Source organism: Pedobacter jejuensis, from assembly GCF_003725795.1.
Lineage (GTDB): Bacteria > Bacteroidota > Bacteroidia > Sphingobacteriales > Sphingobacteriaceae > Pedobacter > Pedobacter jejuensis.
Genome location: NZ_RBEE01000023.1, coordinates 560,436 through 582,736, shown reverse-complemented (window position 1 = coordinate 582,736; position 22,301 = coordinate 560,436). Strand labels below are relative to the sequence as shown.

12 protein-coding genes are annotated in these 22,301 nt (G+C 37.2%); 4 read left to right on the top strand and 8 right to left on the bottom strand.

Annotation, left to right across the window (positions count from 1 at the left end; translation table 11 throughout):
* Positions 1-32: 32 nt before the first annotated feature.
* Together pbpC and D7004_RS13310 are read right to left on the bottom strand one after the other, a co-directional pair.
* Positions 33-2,411 carry a penicillin-binding protein 1C gene (gene pbpC / locus D7004_RS13315; protein WP_123206325.1) on the bottom strand — a complete coding sequence of 793 codons (2,379 nt, stop codon included), beginning with the start codon at positions 2,409-2,411 and terminating at the stop codon, positions 33-35.
* Between the two features lie 94 nt (positions 2,412-2,505).
* Positions 2,506-8,100 (bottom strand): alpha-2-macroglobulin family protein, encoded by a 5,595-nt coding sequence (locus tag D7004_RS13310; RefSeq protein WP_123206324.1) that lies wholly within the window; start codon positions 8,098-8,100, stop codon positions 2,506-2,508.
* A 227-nt stretch (positions 8,101-8,327) separates the two neighbouring features.
* Between D7004_RS13310 and D7004_RS13305 the strand changes: the two genes are divergently transcribed.
* Positions 8,328-8,750, top strand: a complete 423-nt coding sequence (locus tag D7004_RS13305) for a nuclear transport factor 2 family protein (protein ID WP_123206323.1) — start codon at positions 8,328-8,330, stop codon at positions 8,748-8,750.
* 146 nt (positions 8,751-8,896) lie between these two features.
* Here D7004_RS13305 and D7004_RS13300 read toward each other — a convergent pair whose 3' ends face one another.
* Positions 8,897-9,301, bottom strand: a complete 405-nt coding sequence (locus tag D7004_RS13300; protein ID WP_123206322.1) for a hypothetical protein — start codon at positions 9,299-9,301, stop codon at positions 8,897-8,899.
* A gap of 207 nt (positions 9,302-9,508) precedes the next feature.
* Positions 9,509-12,058, bottom strand: coding sequence for a type I DNA topoisomerase (gene topA / locus D7004_RS13295; RefSeq protein WP_123206321.1), 2,550 nt, complete (start codon positions 12,056-12,058; stop codon positions 9,509-9,511).
* Between the two features lie 1,294 nt (positions 12,059-13,352).
* Here topA and D7004_RS13290 point away from each other — a divergent pair.
* Positions 13,353-13,868: a glutathione peroxidase gene (locus D7004_RS13290; RefSeq protein ID WP_123206320.1), complete on the top strand. Its 516-nt coding sequence runs from the start codon at positions 13,353-13,355 to the stop codon at positions 13,866-13,868.
* 442 nt (positions 13,869-14,310) lie between these two features.
* On the opposite strand, the gene aqpZ is transcribed toward D7004_RS13290, so the two are convergent.
* Positions 14,311-15,018: an aquaporin Z gene (gene aqpZ / locus D7004_RS13285; RefSeq protein WP_123206319.1), complete on the bottom strand. Its 708-nt coding sequence runs from the start codon at positions 15,016-15,018 to the stop codon at positions 14,311-14,313.
* Positions 15,019-15,484: 466 nt separating this feature from the next.
* Positions 15,485-16,576 (bottom strand): tRNA 2-thiouridine(34) synthase MnmA, encoded by a 1,092-nt coding sequence (gene mnmA / locus D7004_RS13280; RefSeq protein ID WP_123206318.1) that lies wholly within the window; start codon positions 16,574-16,576, stop codon positions 15,485-15,487.
* A 352-nt stretch (positions 16,577-16,928) separates the two neighbouring features.
* Between mnmA and D7004_RS13275 the strand changes: the two genes are divergently transcribed.
* Positions 16,929-19,214 carry a GH92 family glycosyl hydrolase gene (locus D7004_RS13275; protein WP_123206438.1) on the top strand — a complete coding sequence of 762 codons (2,286 nt, stop codon included), beginning with the start codon at positions 16,929-16,931 and terminating at the stop codon, positions 19,212-19,214.
* 156 nt (positions 19,215-19,370) lie between these two features.
* Positions 19,371-20,795 (top strand): glycoside hydrolase family 125 protein, encoded by a 1,425-nt coding sequence (locus D7004_RS13270; RefSeq protein WP_123206317.1) that lies wholly within the window; start codon positions 19,371-19,373, stop codon positions 20,793-20,795.
* A 104-nt stretch (positions 20,796-20,899) separates the two neighbouring features.
* Here the strand turns inward: D7004_RS13270 and D7004_RS13265 are convergent, their stop codons facing one another.
* Both D7004_RS13265 and D7004_RS13260 read right to left on the bottom strand, forming a co-directional pair.
* Positions 20,900-21,613 carry an SDR family oxidoreductase gene (locus D7004_RS13265; RefSeq protein WP_123206316.1) on the bottom strand — a complete coding sequence of 238 codons (714 nt, stop codon included), beginning with the start codon at positions 21,611-21,613 and terminating at the stop codon, positions 20,900-20,902.
* A 69-nt stretch (positions 21,614-21,682) separates the two neighbouring features.
* Complete coding sequence (locus D7004_RS13260; RefSeq protein WP_341867674.1) at positions 21,683-22,243, bottom strand: Crp/Fnr family transcriptional regulator; 561 nt, start codon at positions 22,241-22,243, stop codon at positions 21,683-21,685.
* Positions 22,244-22,301: the final 58 nt, after the last annotated feature.

Sequence of the window (22,301 nt, the reverse complement as noted above, 5' to 3'; positions counted from 1 at the left end):
TTTGTAGGTATTTCCTTCAAGTATCTTCTACCTCAAATCCCTTTCTTCTCTTTATCCAATACCGTAAAAGTTTGCACTAGTCTTTCTCCGTTTTCATCAACGAGCGTTAATGTATGTTTTCCAGGTGGCGGACTAATTGCCAATTGATGGTAATTCGTAGTTGTGGCAACATACTCATTATCAATATGCCAATAAATTTTTGAGCTTTGATTCCTGTGTGCTGCATTTAAAACAATTTTGCCTCGTGTGCCATCTAATTCTAAAGGAATGTAAACCGTTGCTCCATTTTTTGGATAAATCAATTCCATTACGCTATTGCCACCAGAAACATCGCAACCAGCTTTAAAGGGAGGCAAGGTTTTATAATCACTATTTTTAATTTTATAATAGTATTCCATCGCCGGTGGTAAAATGAACCAACTTTTATGTTGCATATTGGTTACGCTCTCGCATTGGTCCGTTACGCGGTAAATGCCAGTTCTATCCAAATGAATTGTCTTATGAAACGGACAAACCACAGTTTTTTCGCCAGCTGTGGGCGCCAACTCATCTACTACATCGGGACAAGAATCGCCTGCCTTGTAGCCACTTTGTTTACAAACCTTAATTTTCTTTAGCTTAGTTTTTGGCGTTTCAAACCACTTGCCGTTGGGGAGCAATCTAAAAATGTCAAATAGGACAGGGGCAGCTGCCTCAATACCAACCAAACCTGGTCGGCCTTCTCCATCGGCATTGCCAACCCAAACACAAACTACATAATTCGGTGTCAAACCCACCGCCCAAGCATCTCGGAAACCAAAACTCGTTCCGGTTTTCCAGGCCACTCTTTGCGATGATGAAAACTGTTCCCACAAACCTTCATCACCCGGACGCATTACTTCTTCCATGGCATTAAAAGTAGCCCAGATAGCACCATGGTCTAAAAAGGAATTGCGTTGATAATCCTTTTCATCTTTCCTATCAGTTTTATAATATGTGGCTTGATTGTAATCTGCCGGATTGTATAAACCTTTGTAGGTATTAAAATGGTTCAAGGTACGCACCATGCTCATGTACGTATTGGCTAAATCCCACATCGTAACTTCACTTCCACCTAATATCAAAGATAAGCCATAATGGTCTGCAGGTTGGTTGAGCGTCCCAATACCCAGTTTTTTCAATTTATCGTAAAACCGTTCGTATTTGTACTGCTGCAACATCTTAACGGCAGGAATATTTAACGAGCGACTCAAAGCTTTATCAGCAGCAATTGCACCATCATAGCCCAAATCATAATTTTGTGGGGAATATCCTGCAATTTGTGTGGGCACATCAGGAATCAAAGTATGCGGCAAAATAAATCCATCGTTCAGCATACTGGCATAAAGCAAGGGTTTTAACGTACTTCCCGGACTTCGAGGCGCCTTTATCATATCAACATGGCTTTGTAAATCTGCATTTTCAGGTTGATATATATTTCCGACATAACTTACGACATCTCCGGTTCTGGCATTTAAAACCAAAGCCGATATGTTATTAATATCGTTGGCTCTGTAACGGTTATTGTATCGCTTTAAAATAGTGTTTATCTTGAGTTGAACATCTTCATTCAAAGTGGAAGTTATTCTTGTAGAATTGATTTCTAAACTAGCTCTTTCTTGCTTAAAGCGATTTAATAAATGTGGCGCATTTTGCGGCAAGGGTAGCGGTTTGCCTGGAACAGGTTCGAGCTTAGCCAAGTTGGCTGTACTTTGGTCGATGTATTTTAGCTTTGCTAATTTATCCAATAAATCGTTTCGCTTTTTAATTAATCTCGCTGAATTTTTTCCGGGATGAACCAGCGATGGGCTGTTTGGTAGAACGGCTAAAGTTGCCATCTCTCCCCAAGAAAGTGTTTTGGCATCTCTGCCATAATAGCGCCAGCTTGCTGCTTCTAAACCTACAACATTACTTCCAAAAGGTGCGTTTGCTGCGTACAGACCAATAATTTCTTCTTTCGAATATTTTAGTTCTAACCTGAAAGCTAGAATGATTTCGTATAATTTTTGCCAAACTGTTCTATCTTTCTTTCTGGATAAACGAATCACTTGCATGGTTAAGGTGCTGCCGCCACTCACCACACTTTTAGCTTTAAAGTTTTGACGCATCGCCCTGCTCATGGCTAAAAAATCTACCCCGAAATGGCTGTAAAATCGCTTATCTTCAAAAGCAATAATGCAATCCTTAAATTTCAACGGAACAGAATCGGCGACAGGAAACCGCCATTGTCCATCACTTGCGATAGCTGCACTTAACAAATTTCCGTTACTGGCCTCGATTACAAATGAAGTTGGCGATTTGAAGAGTTTAGCCGGAAGTAGAAATAAAAACACCAAAAGCAATGAGATACAGATGATATCTGAAAGGAAATATGCTTTGGGAATTTTTTTCATTTATTTTATAACAATAAACCTCATAGGTTTTTAAAACCTATGAGGTTTGAAATTCAAAGTTTATTTATTTCGCTACGATGTAAACCTCATCAACCTACTTCACCACCTGAACCCATTTTCCATTCTGCGTAGCAGAAATATCATTGTTATACATCGCCTCACATTGAACCGCCGATAGATAATATTTTCCTAAATATGAGGCATTTAGTAGAACCTTATAAACCAGACTTTCATTTTCACGAATATTGAAATAGGTGAAAACCCTGTCATCACGAATATCCTGGTAGGTAAAAGGCGATGATGCCAAAATACTCTGATTATCGTTTACTCGTGTGTTGATAATTTCCCATCCCGAAGGGAAAATTTGGGTAAGTGCCATCTGTTCGTAATAGCCCATTCGGCCTGGATTTTTTACCGTAACCTCTGCATAAAAATCAGTTCCCTGTTTTAAAGTCGTTGGGTCTAAAGCTGTGCCGTTTAAGCGTTTGTAAACCACGTTCATATCCAAAACATCAGGTCGGTTAGGTAAGAAATTATTCTGGCCCGCAACAGGTTGACCTTCCAAAACCAAACGAACAAACAATACATTATTGCCTTTATTGGTTATCGATGCTGTGTTTCCTTTAAAGCTGACAGCCGTACTGTTGATGTACTGACCAGAATTTACAGGTGCAGATTTCCCATCTAACACATATTGATACTGCAACTTATTCGATGATTGATTGGTTCCACAGAACTTCGCAATAGCCAATAAACTGTAAGCCGTAGTTTGGGTGCTGTACCAAGTGTTTTCACCTAATTTAGCAGCCAAAGGTTGCAATAAACTTGCTGCCTTAGCTTTCTGTCCGAGTAACGTTAACGTTTCTAAAATCATCGCCTCATCACGTACATCAGAACCATACGTTCCGCCGAGTTGTTTGTAAGGTTTTATTGAAGTGTCCAATCCGCGAATCATATTTTGCGCCACATCGTTTTGGCCGGCTAACTTATATGCAGCGGCCAAACGCCATTTTGCAGAAACCGACAAATACTCAAAAGCTTTCAATCTGTTCATCGCTGCCATTTCTGGTTTTTTAGCCAGGGCAAGCATATATAAACGATAAGCTTGAGATAAATCGCCACCATAAAAATTATTACTGTTTGGTGCCCAATTTGCAGCTTTGGCTTTTTGGAAACGCAACAGTTCGTCCAATAGTCCAACAGGTAAAGTATAACCTGCGTTTTGTGCTTCCACTAAAAAGTGACCACCATAATTACTTCCCCATTCATCTGCATTTGCATCTCCTGGCCAATAAGATAAGCCTCCATCAGTAGTCTGGAAACCCTTAATTCGGGTAATTCCGGCTTTGATGTTTTTCTCCGTCATGGCTTTTTGTTGCTCACTTAGCGGACTTAGTCTATCCAAATACAATTGAGGAAAAATGCCTGAGGTAGTTTGTTCGATACATCCATGTGGGTATTGAATTAGGTAACTCAAACGTTTTTTAAGGTTAATCGATGGGATAGACGACACCTCTAACGTTCCTGAATTTGTACCATTCATCCCGATAGGTGCATAATTTATAGCCCATTTTTGTCCGGGTTGAATCGTTGCAGAAACCACATTTATAATGTAAGGATTTGGATTTCGAATGTCCATTTCTACATCGTAATCTGTTCGTTCCCCACCACTTTGCGCAATCACCTTCACTTTGGCAATACCAACCGTATTTGGCGCTTTCACTTCGAAATAGGCCATCTGCTCGCCAGTTTGCTTGTAGTAAAGTTGTTGTTTATTTGTGCCCTGAACAATCAAATTATTCGCCTGAAGTTGTACAGAAACATTCTTTAAATTTTTCTCTGTGGCAAAAACTGTAACTGGCAATGTAAAGGTTTCACCCGGACCAATTACTCGAGGTAATGTTGCCAATACCATTAGAGGTTTTTTCACCTGAACGGATTTTTCTGCGAATCCATAAGCAGCATCCTGACCAGCAATAACCATCGCCCGTACAGCACCAATGTATTGTGGCAATTTAAATTTATGCGTTTTACTTTCGCCTTTACCAATGGTATATGGCCCCATAAATTTTACAACCGCTTTAAATCGGTTTGCCTTAGCTGGATTAAGATTTTTGTTGATGCTACCATCACCACCGATACTTAAAATTCGTTCTAAATTACCGCCCCAAGCACCTAAAACGTAATCAAATAAATCCCATGTTTTAACACCTAATCCCTCGCGGGCATAAAATGCACCATGTGGGTCTGGCGTTTTAAAACGAGTTAAATCCAACAATCCTTCATCAACCAAAGCAATGGTATAAGTCATGGCCTTGCCGTTTTGTTCACCTACGGTAATGGTATTTTCGGTTTCAGGTTTAATTTTATCCAACATTTTTATGGTTGGTTTTAAAATCGTTTGCGGGTCTTCAACAGAAATTGGAATTGCACCATACATTCTGATTGGTAAATCGTTCACGGTTTGTGCATGAGGTTGCAACAGCGTAATGTTTGCGAAAACATTCGGCGCCATTTCTTTCTCAGCCTTAAATTTATATTGCGTTTGTCCGGCTTCGGTATCAATCCAGAAAGTTTTTAAAACGCGACTGCCATTTTCAATCGAAACCAATGCTCTACCATTTTTAGCCGTTGGAATGGTTAACGTGATATCTTCACCAACGGTAAATTTCTCTTTATTGGCGGTAAAAGATAACATCGATGCCTCCGTTGGATTTGCGCCTTGCTCACGCTGTGCCCATCCTGGCCAGTCTACGTAAACAGATTTACCAGTAACATGACCGCCATTTAAATCGCGAACTAAAATTAAATATCGTCCCCATTCTGGTTCGTTTACACGTAAATTCCAACTTCCTTTACCGTTCGATAAACTTACCTGATGCGTTTCTACCAGCTTATTGTATTGGTTTTGCGTGAAATTTGCATAAGTGTCCTGATTATCCTGTTCCCACCACCAACGCCATTGCGTTTTATATAATTCTACCTGAACGGTTTTACTGCCCGAAAGTAATTTCCCATCAGTATTTACATTTACAATTTCAATTTTGTGGTCTTTCCCGGTTACCAGCATGCCACTTAATTTATCGCCTTTCTCCGGGCGAACACCTAAATAGCTATTGTAAACATGGTACGGAATGCTAAAATTATCAATACTAAAATTACCACCCGGCTCGAAAACTTTGGTCGTAAAATTCGCTCTTAAAACTCCAGGTGCCGTATTGTTTTCATTTAGGTTTGTATTCACTTGAGCACTACCTGCGCCATTTAGTGTACCTTCAAAAATAGTTTTAACCTGCGATTCAAAATTAACCGTTGGATTATCGAAACTGTAACCTTCAAAGCCTTTAAATTTAGTTTCAGTGGTATTGAGGTTAACATCAACTTTAGCTTTTAAATTTTGCGCTGGCGAACCAAACAGCCATTTTGCAGATAGGGTAGCGGCCGAGGTTCCGGCAGTTAAGTAAGGCTTGTTCCCAACATTAAAATCAATTTTTAATCGATTGGGCATTACTGTTTCAATCTTCAAAGTTTTGGTAAAAGTGGCACCACCAGCTTTTACTTTGGCCATCCAATTTCCGGTAGGAGCGGTGCTTTCGGTTGCGGTTTTAAAAGTGTAGAAACCATTTAAAGGTTTGCCGTTTATTAAGCGTTTGTATAATTGTCCTTTCGGATTATAAAACTCCATCGTAACCGGATAATTTGCCGGAAGTTTCTTTAATTTATCTTCTAAAACGAAAGAAACAAACAAACTATCGCCTGGTCGCCATACGCCACGTTCGCCATAAATAAATCCTTTTAACCCACTTTGCACTACATCGCCACCTACATCAAAACGACTTAAAGGCAGTGAACTTCCATCATCTAATTTTAAATAACCACGTTCCGAACCATTCTTGGCAATCAATAAAAATGGCTGGCGTTTTAAATCAAATCTAGCGAAGCCTTCTCCATCGGTTTTGGTAGTAAAAATGGTTTGACGTTGAAAATCTAACAATTCTAAACTGACTCCGCTCAAGGGTTTTGCTGTTAATAAATCAGTTGCTACAATGAGCATACTGTTATCATTGCCGCGTTTGGCTACCAAGCCAATATTCGATGCAATTAGGTTTCTGCTTGCCCAACGCTGGTTGGTGTAAAATGATGGTGTGCATGGATTGTCCTTATCATCCCAACTGTAATTATTTGGATAATAATTGTTGTAACTTTGCCAGAAATCATCATCTTCATCAATTTTTTCACCATAACTTTCATCCTCACCATAATAGCTGCTTTCTTCATTATCTTCGTCAGGTTTCTCATCAGTGGCTTTACAGTTATAAGCATTGTATTCTTGTCTGAAAGCGATGGTAACCCGATACATCGCACCAGGTTCGGTACCAATCATTTTATCTAAATCAAGTGTAAAACGGTTCTTTTTATGCAGATTTAACGATTTATCTTCATCTAATCTGACGGTTTTTTGCAATATTGGTTTTGCTACACGGCGCAACTCGTTTCCGTCTTTATAGCTATTGGTTTGGAAAAATTGCGGGATGTTATTTTCGTAAATTTTGATAACCGTAACATCAACAGCTTTTAGATTGATGGCCTCGAAAGGTAATACCAATTTACCCGAATTTGGCAAAATTGTTCCGGCACCAGCGATGGTTACGGATGGTAATTTATCTTCAAAAACCAAGTTGGCTGTTTTGCCACCTGTTAAAGTTTTTCCATTGATGTTTTCTACACCGTTATTTACATTTAGCGCATAATCGCCTTTTAATTCTTCGGTGGCATAAACTTTTACCTGACTCGCATCTATGGTAAACCTCAAATCACTCAGGTTACCCAAGGTAATCATACCAGTTAAATCCTGACCAACACCAATAGGCTCAGAAAACTGCACTAGAGCGTAGTCTTCTTCGCCTTGAATGGCTTTCATATCCAAAATTTCGAACTTATTTAAAGCCGGAATTCTAATTTCTTCTTCACCTTTTTGTTCGGCATCAATGGCATCTCCATCCCAATTTATTTTTAAAGTTTGATCGGTTGATTTTTTCTTGATGCTATCAATTGTAAATTTCGATGTGTTTTTAGCAGGGTTGTGTTGCCATTTCACTTTTAATTTCTGGTCGAAATCCAACTCAATGATTTTTTCAATTTTAGCGGTTTCTTCAGCATCGGAGGTTGCCAGTTCTCCGGTTAATTTCATATAATCAAGCGAAGTATCGTTCTGAGAAACCAAACCATTTTGTGACAACATCACACCCGGTGTGATTACTTTAAACTCAAAATCGAAATCTTCCAAACCTTTTTCAGTTGCAGAAACATCCGATAGCTTAAATGAAGCTTCGTATTCTTTACCAGGTTTCAAGTTTTCGTCCGGACGAAATTCTACTGTTTGAGGGTCAATCCAATAGGTTTTACCGGAAATAGATGGCGAAAAGTCAAATAGTTCTCGCGAATCTGCCTTGCCTAAATCTTGCATTCCGGTTGCGGCATTAGCTAAATGAACGCGAATAAAACTCTTTTTAGAAATGGTTCCAGAAGTGTATGCTTCGATGTATTTGGCATAAGCCTGGTTATCTTCATTTGATTTCTTTTTATGCCTGAAGTAAATAAAAAGGATTGCGGCAATAGATACGACAAGCAAGCCGATAAAAATAAATTTCTTTTTGGATGATGAGTGATAAGTAGATGGTTGTTCCATTTATTGAGATTATAATTAGATTAAGTCGATTAATTTTATGTTTAGGAACTTCTACAAGCAGATATTTGGCTTGCTTAATTTCTATGACATTAATTAAATCAATATTAAATTGAGGAAAATTAACTAAAATTCCCATTAAAATAATTTATGTTGAAAAATAACGGCTTTGGTTTGTTCCTTTAGTTCGATTTGGATAAGTTTACGCCATCATCCCAATTCTACCAGATATGATTAAGAAATTTTTAATTTTTGCCAGCCTTTTAATGATTGCTAATATCACCTTCGCACAAAAAGCTGAGGTAGAAAACGCGGTAAACCAACTTGCCAAATTGATGGTTTCGCCGGATAGCTTGGCTTTGGATAAATTAATTTTGAACGACTTAAGTTATGGTCATTCGAGTGGAAAGGTTCAAACGAAGCAAGAATTTATGCATTCGCTGTTATCTTCAGAATCTGATTTTGTGGATATAAATTTAACCGACCAAACAATAATTGTTCAGAATAAAACAGCATTGGTTCGTCATACTTTAAATGCAAAAACCAATGATAAAAATGTACCTGGAAATGTAAAACTCCATATTTTACTAATTTGGAGCAAGGAAAAGGGAGGATGGAAGTTGCTTGGTAGACAAGCGGTTAAGGTAAATTAGGGAAACTCATTAGTCATTGGTTCATTCGTCATTTGTATATGATGCCTAATCTTTTCTTTAGTCTATTGAGCAAAGATGAGTAGTTTAATTCTTAACTTTTTGTTTTTAAACAAATTATCCGAATGAACAAATGACTGATGAATATTTTATTTAATCATCACTCCAGGTCTATTCACCAGCGGAATTTTAATCAGATTGGTATCAATAATACTTTCTGGCAAGAAGATGAATTTCTTATCGTAAATCGTGGTACCGATGTAATAACTCAACCAATATTCGTTTGTTAAACCAAAAACTTCAGGGTCGATGGCTTCGACACCTTTAAAATCCTGAGCATTCATATCACCAATGAAATGCCTCAACACAGATGTTTTTACTTGCTTGCCGTCTTTTTCACCATAACCTTTTGAGCTAATCAAAACATTGGTAATCGGCTCATTTTTTAGGTTCACGAGATAAACCGTCCAGTTTTTTACTTCTGGTGTTTCACTCATAAGCACAACCGCCATTGCGATATCTTCTACTGTATTTTCTGGTAAATCCGCTTTCAAGATTGAAATGATTGAATTGGTGAATGATAGATTGAGAGAATGATAGAATTAGTGAATGATAGATTGAGGAAATGATTGAATGATAGATTGAGTGAATTAGTGAATTAGCTCTGGATAAAACTTTGATATCTAAAATTACCAGATGAGCAATTTCATCTTGGTAATCCTACAATCTTTTAATCCTGGTAAAAATCCTTTAATCTTGGTCTATTTTTTCTTCACCGCCACTGCCTTCTTCTTAGCTGGTGCTTTTTTCTTCGTTTCGAACGCTTTTGGAACCTGCTCTACAATCATTTTTTTAATCACTTCCAAGTCCACATCGGCTAATTCTTCAGGCGTATATTTTTGTTTAGTCTTTTCGTTGTACCTCAATTTCAGCATCAATTTACCGAAACGAATAAACGGTCCCCAGCGGCCATTTTCGATAGAGATTTTCTCCTCATCCCAAGTTTTAATAAATCTATTCGCCTCTTTTTCAACCTTTTTGCCAATCAGCGTATTGATATCTTCTTGTGATAAATTATCGAAATCGTAGCCTTTAGCAGGGATATTGATAAACAAATCATTCCATTTAATAAACGGACCAAATCTACCTTTACCTTTCGTAACACCTAAGCCCTGATAATGAGCAATCGGCGCATCATCATCCATTTTTTGTTTAATAATTTCAACCGCTCTTTCGTAAGTAACCGCTAAAGGCTCTTCATTTTTAGGTAGAGAAATAAAACTTTCGCCCCATTTTACGTAAGGACCAAAGCGACCAACACCAACCATCACTTCCTTACCTTCATAATCTGGCAGAGAAAAAGGAAGTTTGAACAATTCGAGCGCATCTTCCAGCTGAATGGTTGCTACAGATTGGTTGCGCATTAAACTGGCATAACGAGGTTTTTCTTCCTCATCAAGCTCACCAATTTGTACCAGCGGACCGAATTTACCAACTTTGGTGTATACGTTTTTCCCAGTTGCTGGGTCTAAACCTAGCAAACGTTCGCCTGTTGCACGTTCGGCAGTTTCTAAAGTTGTTTCAACTTCTGCATGGAAAGGGTTGTAAAAAGAATGCAGCATTTTGGTCCACTCTTGCAAACCTTGTGCAATCTCATCAAATTCTTTCTCCACCTTAGCAGTGAAGTTAAAATCAACAATTCCTTTAAAATGCTCAACCAAAAAATCATTCACCACTTCACCAATATCTGTAGGGAAAAGTTTTTGTTTTTCGGCACCAGAAATTTCTGTTTTTATTTCTTTTTTAACCGTTCCGTTAGCTAAAACGATGGCTGTAAATTTACGCGGTTTACCATCTCTATCTTCCTTAACCACATAACCGCGGTTTTGAACGGTAGAAATTGTTGGCGCATAAGTAGAAGGGCGACCGATGCCCAATTCTTCTAATTTTTTTACTAAACTGGCCTCTGTATATCTTGCTGGCGGACGAGAATAACGTTCCGTTGCCTGCATTTCATTTAAAAATAATTCTTGTCCTTTGGCTAGCGGCGGTAGAATAGAGCCGCCTTCTTTTTCTTCACCCTCTTCATCATCTGTCGATTCTAAATAAACTTTCAAAAAGCCATCAAATTTCAAAACTTCGCCCTCGGCAACCAAATGTTCTTTACGGGTTGATGCAGTGATTTGAGCAGTTGTTTTTTCAAATAAAGCCTCGCTCATTTGCGATGCAATAGAACGCTTCCAGATTAATTCGTACAAGCGTTTTTCCGAAATATCGCCGTCAACTGTATGTCTGTCGAAATAAGTTGGACGGATAGCCTCGTGAGCCTCTTGCGCACCAGCAGACTTCGTTTTATAAATCCTTTGGTGATGGTATTTATCGCCATAAGCCGATTTAATTTCTGCAGCTGCAGCATTTAAAGCCGTTTCCGATAAATTTACCGAGTCCGTTCTCATGTAGGTAATCTTACCAGCCTCGTACAATCTCTGTGCAACCTGCATGGTTCTTGCAACCGGAAAACCCAATTTGCGTGAGGCTTCTTGCTGCAAAGTTGAGGTTGTAAATGGAGCCGCCGGATTACGTTTTGCTGGTTTTGTTTCTAAACTCGTAATGTCGAATTTCGCTGCAGCACAATCCTGAAGAAATTTTTCCGCATCATTTTCGCTTTCGAAACGTTGTGGTAATTCTGCTTTTACAACTTCTTTACCTTTTCCGGTAGAAAATTGTGCCGTAATTTTATAAGCAGCAGCAGCATTAAATTGTTGTACTTCTCTTTCTCTATCAACAATTAAACGAACCGCAACAGATTGAACACGACCTGCAGAAAGCGATGGTTTAACTTTTTTCCATAAAACTGGAGAAAGTTCAAAACCCACCAATCTATCTAATACACGGCGAGCTTGTTGTGCATTTACTAAGTTGTAATTTATATCCCTCGGACTATCAATCGCTTTTAAAATCGCTGGCTTTGTAATTTCATGGAAAACAATACGCTTAGTTTTTTCCGCTTTTAGACCTAAAGTTTCAAATAGATGCCAAGAAATGGCTTCTCCCTCACGGTCTTCATCGGATGCTAGCCATACCATTTCGGCTTCTTTTGCTAGCTTTTTCAATTCGGCCACCATGCTTTTCTTATCGGCAGGCACCTCGTAGGTTTGGGCGAAATTGTTCTTAATATCGATGGCCATATCGCCTTTCGCCAAATCCCGAATATGGCCATAGCTAGATTTCACAAGGAAATCTTTTCCTAAATAGCCCTCTATGGTTTTTGCTTTTGCGGGAGACTCGACGATTAATAAGTTTTTAGCCATGAAATACGATTTTGTGCAAATAAAGCTATAATTAAAGTATAAATCCAAACATGATTAAAATTTAATACATATTTTTTATTAAAGTTTTAGATAATTGGGCTTATTTTTTGAACACCGGGATAGATTTTCTAACTAATTTAGAGGTGCTCTAAATTAAAATTTTGCAATACTTAGTTTAATGAAAAGCATTTACAGCATTCTCTTGTGAGTCAGCCCCGCTGCGTTACAATCTTTTTGTAAATCTTGTCAATCAGATGAACAAAGATTCTATTTCATAGCTTGAATTCTTGCACAAGCTTTGCACTGCTTAATTAAAATCGCTTGATATATTTAAACCAGTTTGATTTTTTTTTTGGAAATGAAAGGTCAGTATCTTTTGGCGGTCTTCAGTCCCGCTTTGCATTACAAGCCCAATGAAAAATCGGGGCTTTTCATTTCAATCGGGTTTAGGAACAATGGTTTGTACATTTCTAAACCCCTTAAAATGGAACACTACATTTGCAATAGCCCTGGTTGAAGTGAACACGAAGCAGCAGCCATTTCGGCTGTTAGCGATTAAAGCGTAAAACGGGAACAAATTTAGTTTCTTGCACAAGCCCTGCGCTGCTAAAAAATATGAATGGCCTGGAATATTAAACCATTTGGAAATGAAAAGGCAATATCTTTTGGTAGTTTTCAGTCCTGCTTTGCATTACAAGCCCAATGAAAAACTGGGGCTTTTCATTTCAATCGGGTTTAATTGCACGATGGCAAATTAATCAATCCGTTGGTTGAAACCAACGGCAATTAAATGGAAGTTGGAAATATCTAAGTGCAGTTGTCTGTTGAGAAAGAATGTATATAAAATTAATATTTCCAGATATCTTAGATGTGAGAACAGCAATTTAACTTCAGAAATAATTCAACTTTGCTATTCATTGCCGTTGGCTTTAGCCAACGGCAATGAATAAAGGTAATTTTGCAATTAAACCCGTGGTTTGGAAAACTAAACTCAGTTCCTAAACCCGATTGTACGGATGCCATTTTTCATGGCAGGAGAGAAAGCGGGGCTGTTGTAAACGAAGAACTACTCACTTTCATTTCCAAAATTTAAAAAAAAATATCAATTTCAACTCTCTGTAAAACTAACCTCTACAAGTTATTTTTAATGCGTCTTCAATAAACTCAGACGTACAGAAGGCGAGATAAAGTCTAATAATTTAAGTCTTATTCCAAACTCAACTTAATATTTTACATCTACTTTACTTTTACGAAAACTATTTGTGCCTATATTCGTATATAAAAATAAAAAGCAATGATAAACACTATCCTTATTCTATTAAACTTTTTGGTTCCAAACCCACCAAAAAACGTTTACGATTTCAGCTTTAAAACCATCGATGGCAAAGAAGTAAAGCTATCTAAATTTAAAGGCAAAAAAATTATGATTGTTAATACAGCTTCTAAATGTGGTTTTACACCTCAATATGAAGATTTAGAAAAACTTCAAAAGCAATATGGTAAAAAAGTGGTTCTAATTGGCTTTCCGGCTGGTAATTTCGGTGGACAAGAATTTTCGACTAACGCAGAGATTAAAGAATTTTGTACAGGAAAGTACAATGTTTCGTTCTTAATGGCCGAAAAAACAAGTGTTAAAGGCGATGATATTAGTCCGCTGTTTAAATATTTAACCACCCAACCAGGCACAGAAGAACAAGGTGATATTAAATGGAACTTTGAGAAATTCTTAATTAACGAAAAAGGAGAATTGGTACACCGTTTCCGCTCTAAAACTACGCCACTGGATCCGGCGATTGTAAAAAACCTTTAAATGAGGGAAAAGGGAAAATGTGAGATGGAAAATGGAATGACTTTCTACATCTAAAATTGAATTGAAGGTAAAATGGAAGATGGAAAATGTGAGATGGAAAATGGAATGACTTTCTACATCTAAAATTGGAATTGAAGGTAAAATGGAAGATGGAAAATGTGAGATGGAAAATGGAGTGACTTTCTACATCTAAAATTGGAATTGAAGGTAACATTCAAGATTTGAGATGGAAAATGTGAGATGGAAAATGGAATGAATTTCTACATCTAAAATTGGAATTGAAGGTAACATGGAAAATTGGATTGGTCCCATTCTCCATGTTACCTTTTTTAGTTTAACACATCAATGCTTAAAAAAAATGCAAAAATCCATCATCCATATTCCATCTTACATCCTCCATCTAGCCATCATCCATTTTCCCTCTACCATCTTACATCCCAAACTAGCTTTTCTCCAACACACTTCGCCAAACTGCAGCGCTTAAAATTGCACCTACAATTGGGCCCGCGATAAACATCCAAACTTGTTTTAATGCTTCGCCACCGGCTAATATTGCCGGACCAATACTACGTGCCGGGTTAACTGAAACGCCAGTAATTTTAATGCCTACAATATGAATTAAAACCAGCGAAAGCCCGATAGCTAAACCTGCAAAACCACCATTGATATTTTTGGTAGAAGTTGAGCCAAAAATGACCAATAAGAATATAAAAGTAAAAACAGCCTCAGCAATAAATGCTGCAGTAGCATTATATTCGCCTAGATAGCCTTTGCCCCAGCCGTTTGAGCCTAAAGCCCATTCTTTCATTTCGAAAGCGGCTTGGTTACTTACAATTAAATAAAGTAATCCGGCACCGGCAATTGCACCTAAAATTTGTGCGACAATATAATATGCTGCTTCTGCTGCTTTCATTCTGCCAGCTACAACCATACCTATAGAAATTGCAGGATTAATGTGGCAACCCGAAATATGCCCGATAGCATAAGCCATTGCAACAACCGATAACCCAAAGGCAAAAGATATACCCAATAAGCCAACGCCTGTTGTACCATCGGCACCTGCAATTACTGCACTACCGCAACCCATTAAAACCAATACCAATGTGCCAAGAAACTCGGCTGTGAATTTTGCGAACTTTGTTGTTTCCATATAATTAATTGTTAAATTTTTAAGCTCAAAAATTATAGGGACGATGATTGCTCAAAGTAAAGGAAAAATAACTACATGATATAGCTTTTTGGAATATTGGTTGACTAAAGATTTATATTATAGATTGCAAAAGAAATGTTTAATGCATAAAATATCTAGCAACCTGAGTTCGGTTATTAATTATACTTCATATGATTAATAAAGTGCTTTTTTTGAGTTTACGTCACCCTGAATTTATTTCAGGGTCTTATTTGCAGGAAAGATGTTGAAGTAAATTCAGCACGACGTGTCGTACAAGCAATACAACGATAATACGGCAAAATACTAATTTTAAGAATCAAACTTAGCTTAGCAAACGACTTAGTCAATTGGTTTTTGTATTGAATAAAAACACAAATTAATATAGAAGGAGCATAAACACCTTTAAAAAATGATTTAATGATTTAAAGAAGTGGAGTTTTGAATTTTAAACTAAAAATCCACCACCAAGTAGATCATTTCCTTCGTAAAAAACAGCCGATTGCCCTGGTGCAATTGCAGAAACATTATGATCGAATACAACCCGCATTCTATCTTTTTCCTGAACAATTGTACTTAACATTCCAGCGTCTTTGTATCGAATTTTGGTAATAACATCATTCATTGGTTCTTCAATACTTGCGTATTTAACCAAATTAATATTTCTAACCATAGCTTCACGTCGTTCCAATTCATCGGCTTTGCCTAAAACAACGGTATTGCTTTCGGGTAAAATTTGGGTAACAAACATTGGTTCGCCAAAGGCAATGCCCAAGCCTTTACGCTGCCCGATGGTGTAAAATGGGTAACCTTTGTGTTGGCCAACAACCATTCCGTTGCTTAATATAAAATTTCCTCCAGCAACACGGTCTTCCAAATCTTCAACTTTGTGTTTTAAAAATGCCCTGTAATCGTTATCAGGCACAAAGCAGATTTCATAACTTTCAGATTTTTTAGCAAGTTCTTCTTGCCCCATATCTAAAGCCATTTGTCTGATTTCGGATTTTGCAAAACTACCTAAAGGAAATTTTGTACGAGAAAGGTTATCTTGTGAAACGCCCCAAAGTACATAAGATTGGTCTTTATTTTCATCTTTACCTTTTGAGATAACGTAGCGACCGCTATCTTGTTGGCGAATATTGGCGTAATGACCTGTTGCAATAAACTCGCAATCTAGTTTGTTGGCACGTTTTAGTAGTGCTTCCCACTTGATGTGCGTATTGCATAAAACACAGGGATTTGGAGTTCTGCCAGCAAGGTATTCATCAACAAAATTATCTATAACATAATCGCCAAATTCATCGCGAATATCTAATATATAATGAGGGAAGCCATAATTTACAGCAAGTGTACGGGCATCATTAATACTATCTAATGAGCAACATCCTGTTTCTTTGCTACTTCCACCCGCTGATGCATAATCCCAGGTCTTCATGGTTAACCCGATAACCTCATATCCTTGTTCGTGTAACATCACTGCTGCTACAGAACTATCAACCCCGCCACTCATGGCTACCAGAATTCTACCGTGTTTACTCATTTTTAAACTATTGGCTGCAAAAATAAGGTTTATTTACATTAAATTTTTTTAAGCAGGTCAATTGCTTGTAAAAAGCAGTTCTGTAAATTTTATTTTATGCGAATTTTTAAAGTAAATTAATCGATAGTAAGAAGGTTAGAAAAATCTGATTTGCGATGGGTATATTAATTTCTAGCCATCTTAATAAAATATAGATGATGGTATTGCGTAGGATATTCTACTAATTAGTTTATTGGAGTAGAAAATGTACTTATTAAATTAGTTAAACGATTTAGTTTAAGATTTTATGCAGATTAACGTTTTAATTAATACCTTAGAATTTTTAAAAATATCTTACTCAAATTTATACGAAATGATAAAAAATGTCATCCTGTCTTGTTTTTTGTTATCGGCTTATGCAGCATCGGCACAGCAAAATTTGGTTCAGTATGTTAAACCAATTATCGGTACATCAAAAATGGGACATACTTATCCTGGTGCCACAGTTCCATTCGGTGCTGTTCAACTAAGCCCCGAAACAGATACATTATCTTACGAAGTAAATGGAAAATATAATGGCGACGTTTACAAATATTGTGCAGGTTATAAATATGAAGATAAAACCATTACAGGATTTAGTCATACGCACTTTAGCGGCACCGGTCATTCTGATTTGGGTGATTTTTTAATTATGCCTACGCAAGGCAATTTGCAATTAAACCCAGGAACGGCTTCTAATCCTAAATCTGGTTATCGCTCCGCTTTTTCTCATGCCAATGAAGTTGCTGAAGCAGGTTATTACAAAGTTAAACTCGACGATGATAATATAACGGCAGAATTGACCGCAACAACAAGGGTTGGGATGCATCAATATACTTTTCCGAAATCAGATCAATCGCACATCATTTTGGATTTGATGGCAGGTATTTACAATTACGAAGAAAAAACCGTTTGGACTTATGTTCGTGTAGTAAATGATACATTAGTTACCGGTTATCGCCAAACAAATGGTTGGGCAAGAACCAGAACGGTTTATTTTGCAATGAGTTTTTCTAAAGCTTTTAAAAGTTACGGACGTAAAAGTTACGATGCTAAACAAGCTTATCGAGGTTTCTGGGGTAAATTTAATCAGGATAAAAACTTCCCCGAAATTGCTGGTAAAAAGCTAAAAATGTATTTCGATTTTGATACTAAGGAAGGTGAGCAGGTTAAAATCAAATTTGCCCTATCACCAGTTAGTCAGGAAAATGCTTTGCAAAACATGCGGGCAGAAATTACAGGTTGGGATTTTGATAAAGTAAAAAAGCAGGCTCAATCTACTTGGAATAAAGAATTAAATAAAATTCAGGTAACTACTTCTGCCAATAATAAAATTAACTTTTACACGGCACTTTACCATGCTTTTATCAATCCAACTACCTATACCGATGTTAATGGAGAGTATAAAGGTTTAGACCAAGGCATACACAAGGCTGATGGGTTTACCAATTACACCACATTTTCTCTGTGGGATACTTACCGGGCACTACATCCTTTCTTTAACATTATGCAACCTGGAAGGAGCAATGATATGATAAAATCGATGATGGCGCATTACGATCAGAGCAGTTTACAAATGCTGCCCATTTGGTCGCACTATGCCAATGATAACTGGTGCATGAGTGGTTACCATAGCGTTTCGGTTATTGCCGATGCGATTATTAAAGGCACATACAATGGTGATGCAAATAAGGCTTTGGATGCTTGCATTACAACATCAAAGCATCGCGATTATGAAGGTATTGGCTACTATATAGATTTAGGTTACATACCTGCAGAAAAAAGTGGCGTTTCGGTTTCAAATAATTTAGAATATTCTTACGATGATTGGGCAATTGCTCAGCTTGCCAAAAAATTAAACCGTACGGATGTTTATAATGAATTTATAAATCGTTCCAACAACTGGAGAAATAATTGGGATAAAGCATCAGGTTTTATGCGCCCTAAAATGGCTGATGGAACTTTTAAAAAAGCATTCGACCCTAAAGACACAGAAGGTCAGGGGTTTATTGAAGGTAATAGCTGGAATTATAGCTTCTTTGTTCCTCACGATCCGGCTGCATTGATTGAGGTAATGGGTGGAAAAGCAAAATTCACAGCTCGCCTGGATACGCTTTTTACCATGCATTTGCCGGATGAGTTTTTTGCTCATACAGAAGATATTACTCGTGAAGGTATTATTGGCGGCTATGTTCATGGCAATGAACCAGCACATCACATTGCTTATTTCTACAACTGGACAGACCAACCATGGAAAACTCAGGCACAAGTTCGCCATATTTTAAATATGCAATATAAACCTACAGCCGATGGTTTAGGTGGAAACGACGATTGCGGACAAATGAGTGCTTGGTACATGTTTTCTTCATTGGGCTTTTATCCGGTTTCGCCAGGCTCTGATGTGTATTCACTTGGAAGTCCGTTGGTAAATAACGCAGTTTTAAATTTAGAGAACGGAAAAACGTTCACCATTGAAGCGATTAAGCAAAGCGACAAAAATGTATATGTAGAAAAGGTATTGCTAAACGGAAAAGAAATTAGCAATCATCAAATAAAACATACTGATATTACCAACGGTGGAAAATTAACTTTTTACATGTCTGCAAAACCGAAAAAATAAAATTTAAATTAACAATTTTGCGTTTGATAACGGATTTAAAGCTTCAATTTTAATTACCGAATCTTCAAATTTATTATCAAATGCATTTACTTAAACTAACCAAATTCACATAATCTAAATAATATCAGATTATAATAAAAACCATCAAAATTAATTATGAAAAGGAGAACATTTATTCAAAATACAAGTATGCTAGGTGCTGGTGTTGTAGCTTCAAAATTTTCTTTTGCTGCAGATTTAGTGCCTGAATTTCCTTTAGTTAGAGTTACGGAATCTAAAAGACATTTTAAGAGCAAAGCAGTAGATAACGCAATTAAAACCTTTCAAAGTAATGTTAAAAACCCCGAATTAAACTGGCTTTTTGAAAACTGTTTTCCTAATACTTTAGATACAACGGTTTATCATACCGATAAAAATGGGCGACCAGATACGTATGTAATCACAGGTGATATCGATGCCATGTGGCTTCGCGACAGTTCTGCACAGGTTTGGCCTTATTTACAATTTGTAAATGAAGATGAACCTTTAAAGAAATTGATTGCCGGAGTTATTATTCATCAAACGCAATGTGTGTTAAAAGATCCGTTTGCCAATGCTTTTTATGGCGATGCCAATAAAGTAGGTGAATGGAAGACAGATAAGACAGCTATGCAACCCGGTGTACATGAGCGTAAATGGGAAATCGACTCTTTATGCTATCCAATACGATTAGCATACCATTACTGGAAAAAAACCGGCGATAAAATGCCATTCGATGCAGATTGGAAAAAGGGAATTGAAAGTACGCTAAACACATTTAAGGATCAGCAGAGAAAAACCTCCAAAGGTGCTTATCATTTTCAAAGAGAAACCACACAGCCTACAGATAGTTTACCAATGGCTGGTTATGGCTTCCCGGTAAATCCTGTTGGATTAATTTGCTCAGCATTTCGCCCGAGTGATGACGCTACTATTTTCCCATTTCTAATTCCTTCAAATTTTTTCGCCGTAACCAGTTTAAGGCAAGCTGCCGAAATGATTAAGGCTTTGCAGCCCGATGCAACTTTACAAAGTAATTTGTTAAACCTTGCTGATGAAGTTAACGCAGCAATTCAAAAGCATGCTATAGTAAATCATCCAAAATATGGTAAAATATATGCTTTCGAAGTTGATGGTTTTGGAAGCTCTTATTTAATGGACGATTCTAATGTACCAAGTTTATTGGCATTGCCATATTTAGGTGCTGTGAAATTATCTGACCCAATTTACCAAAACACTCGCAAATTTGCACTTTCATTAGATAATCCTTATTTCTTTAAAGGTAGTGCAGCTGAGGGAATTGGCGGACCGCATGCTGGTCAGGATATGATTTGGCCAATGAGCATTACCATGAGGGCTTTAACTTCTACTGATGACAAAGAAATTAAAACTTGTATAGAAACCCTGCAAAAAACACATGCCGGCAAAGGATTTATGCATGAATCATTTAATAAGAACGACCCTGCAAAATTTACCAGGGCTTGGTTTGCCTGGTCGAACACTTTATTTGGTGAGCTGCTTTGGCGAACCTATCATGAAAAACCTGCTTTATTAAAAGCTTAATTGTTAGGCTCGTTTCGATCACTCGGAACGGGTCTTTTTTTTATAACAAAGCTGTATTACAATCTAACGCATTGGTTAATTGCAATACAGCCTTATTTTGCTATTTACCAGGGCGATTCGCCATTATCACTGAAGAATTTTCCGGTAGATCCGTTTTCATCTAAAACAGCATATTGTACGATAAGTTCCGCTGCATCTTCAACAGATTTTGGTCCTTGATTATTATTAAAATCAGTTTTCGTGTAACCAGGATTTACGCTATTGATTTTAAAGTTGGTATCTTTAAATTCATAAGCCAGCATTACGGTAAATGCATTCAAAGCCGTTTTTGATGCGCAATAAGCCAATGGTTTAACTTCATAATGTTCCCATTCCGGATTGGTATGGTTTCCTAATGAGCCTAAATCGCTTGATACATTTACAATTATTGGAGCCGCCGATTTCTTCAGTGCTGGTATAAAAGTTTGTGTAAGTTGAATTAGCCCAAAGAAATTTGTATCAAATACCTTTCTAAGGGTCTCTTGCGAAGTATCAGACGCATTCTGCGGAAAATCACCAGGGATGCCTGCATTATTAATCAATACATCTAGTTCAGTGATTTCATTTGCTACTTTCATTATAGCATTTTCATCAGTAACATCTAAATCTATCGCTTCTACATCTGCATAACCAAGCTTATTTAATTCTTCAATTGCATCCGCTGCTTTTGCCTTATTGCGGCAGCCAATGTACACGTAGTAATCTTTCGCTAATAATTGTTTTGCCGTTTCAAAACCAATTCCTTTATTACCACCCGTTATTAATACTTTCTTTTTCATTTCGTTTTTTTTATACAACAAAAATGAACCTATAAAAGCGTAAAAGATTTGCCAATTGGCAAAAACAAACTAGCTAACATTTTTTCTTATTCTACTTAATGATGATTGTGTGATGCCTAAATAGGAGGCAAGCATAGACAGAGGAACTCGATTGGCTACATTTGGGAACAGTTCTAAAAATTTTACATACCTCGTTGTAGCATCCTGGTTTAGTAATGTATTGCTTGCCTGCACTTTTTTCATCAAAGCATCCGTTAAAATTCTTGTAAAAACATCGCTCCAGTTTTTTACGGTGTTTGATAATTCGCTAAACGCAGATTTGCTAAATACCAACAAGGTGCAATCAGTTACTGCTTCTACATATTCTGATGATGGCGTATCATTGAAAAAGCTTGATGAATCTACCACAAACCTATTTTCCAGTACAAAACATCTGGTATATTCTTCCCCTTTGTTACCATAATAGCAAACCCTGATTATTCCATCTGTTATAAAACCAACTTGCTTTGCCAGTTTGTTGGCTTCAGAAAAATATGTGCCTTTTTTTAGGTGGATAACTTCTGCTTTAGATTTAATTAAATCGATTTGTTGTGGTGTGATAGAACCAAATCTTAAAATGTAATTAATCATTTCTTCCATGGCTAAATATAGCGCAGAAAGTTGATTAATTATTTGCCAAATGGCAAAA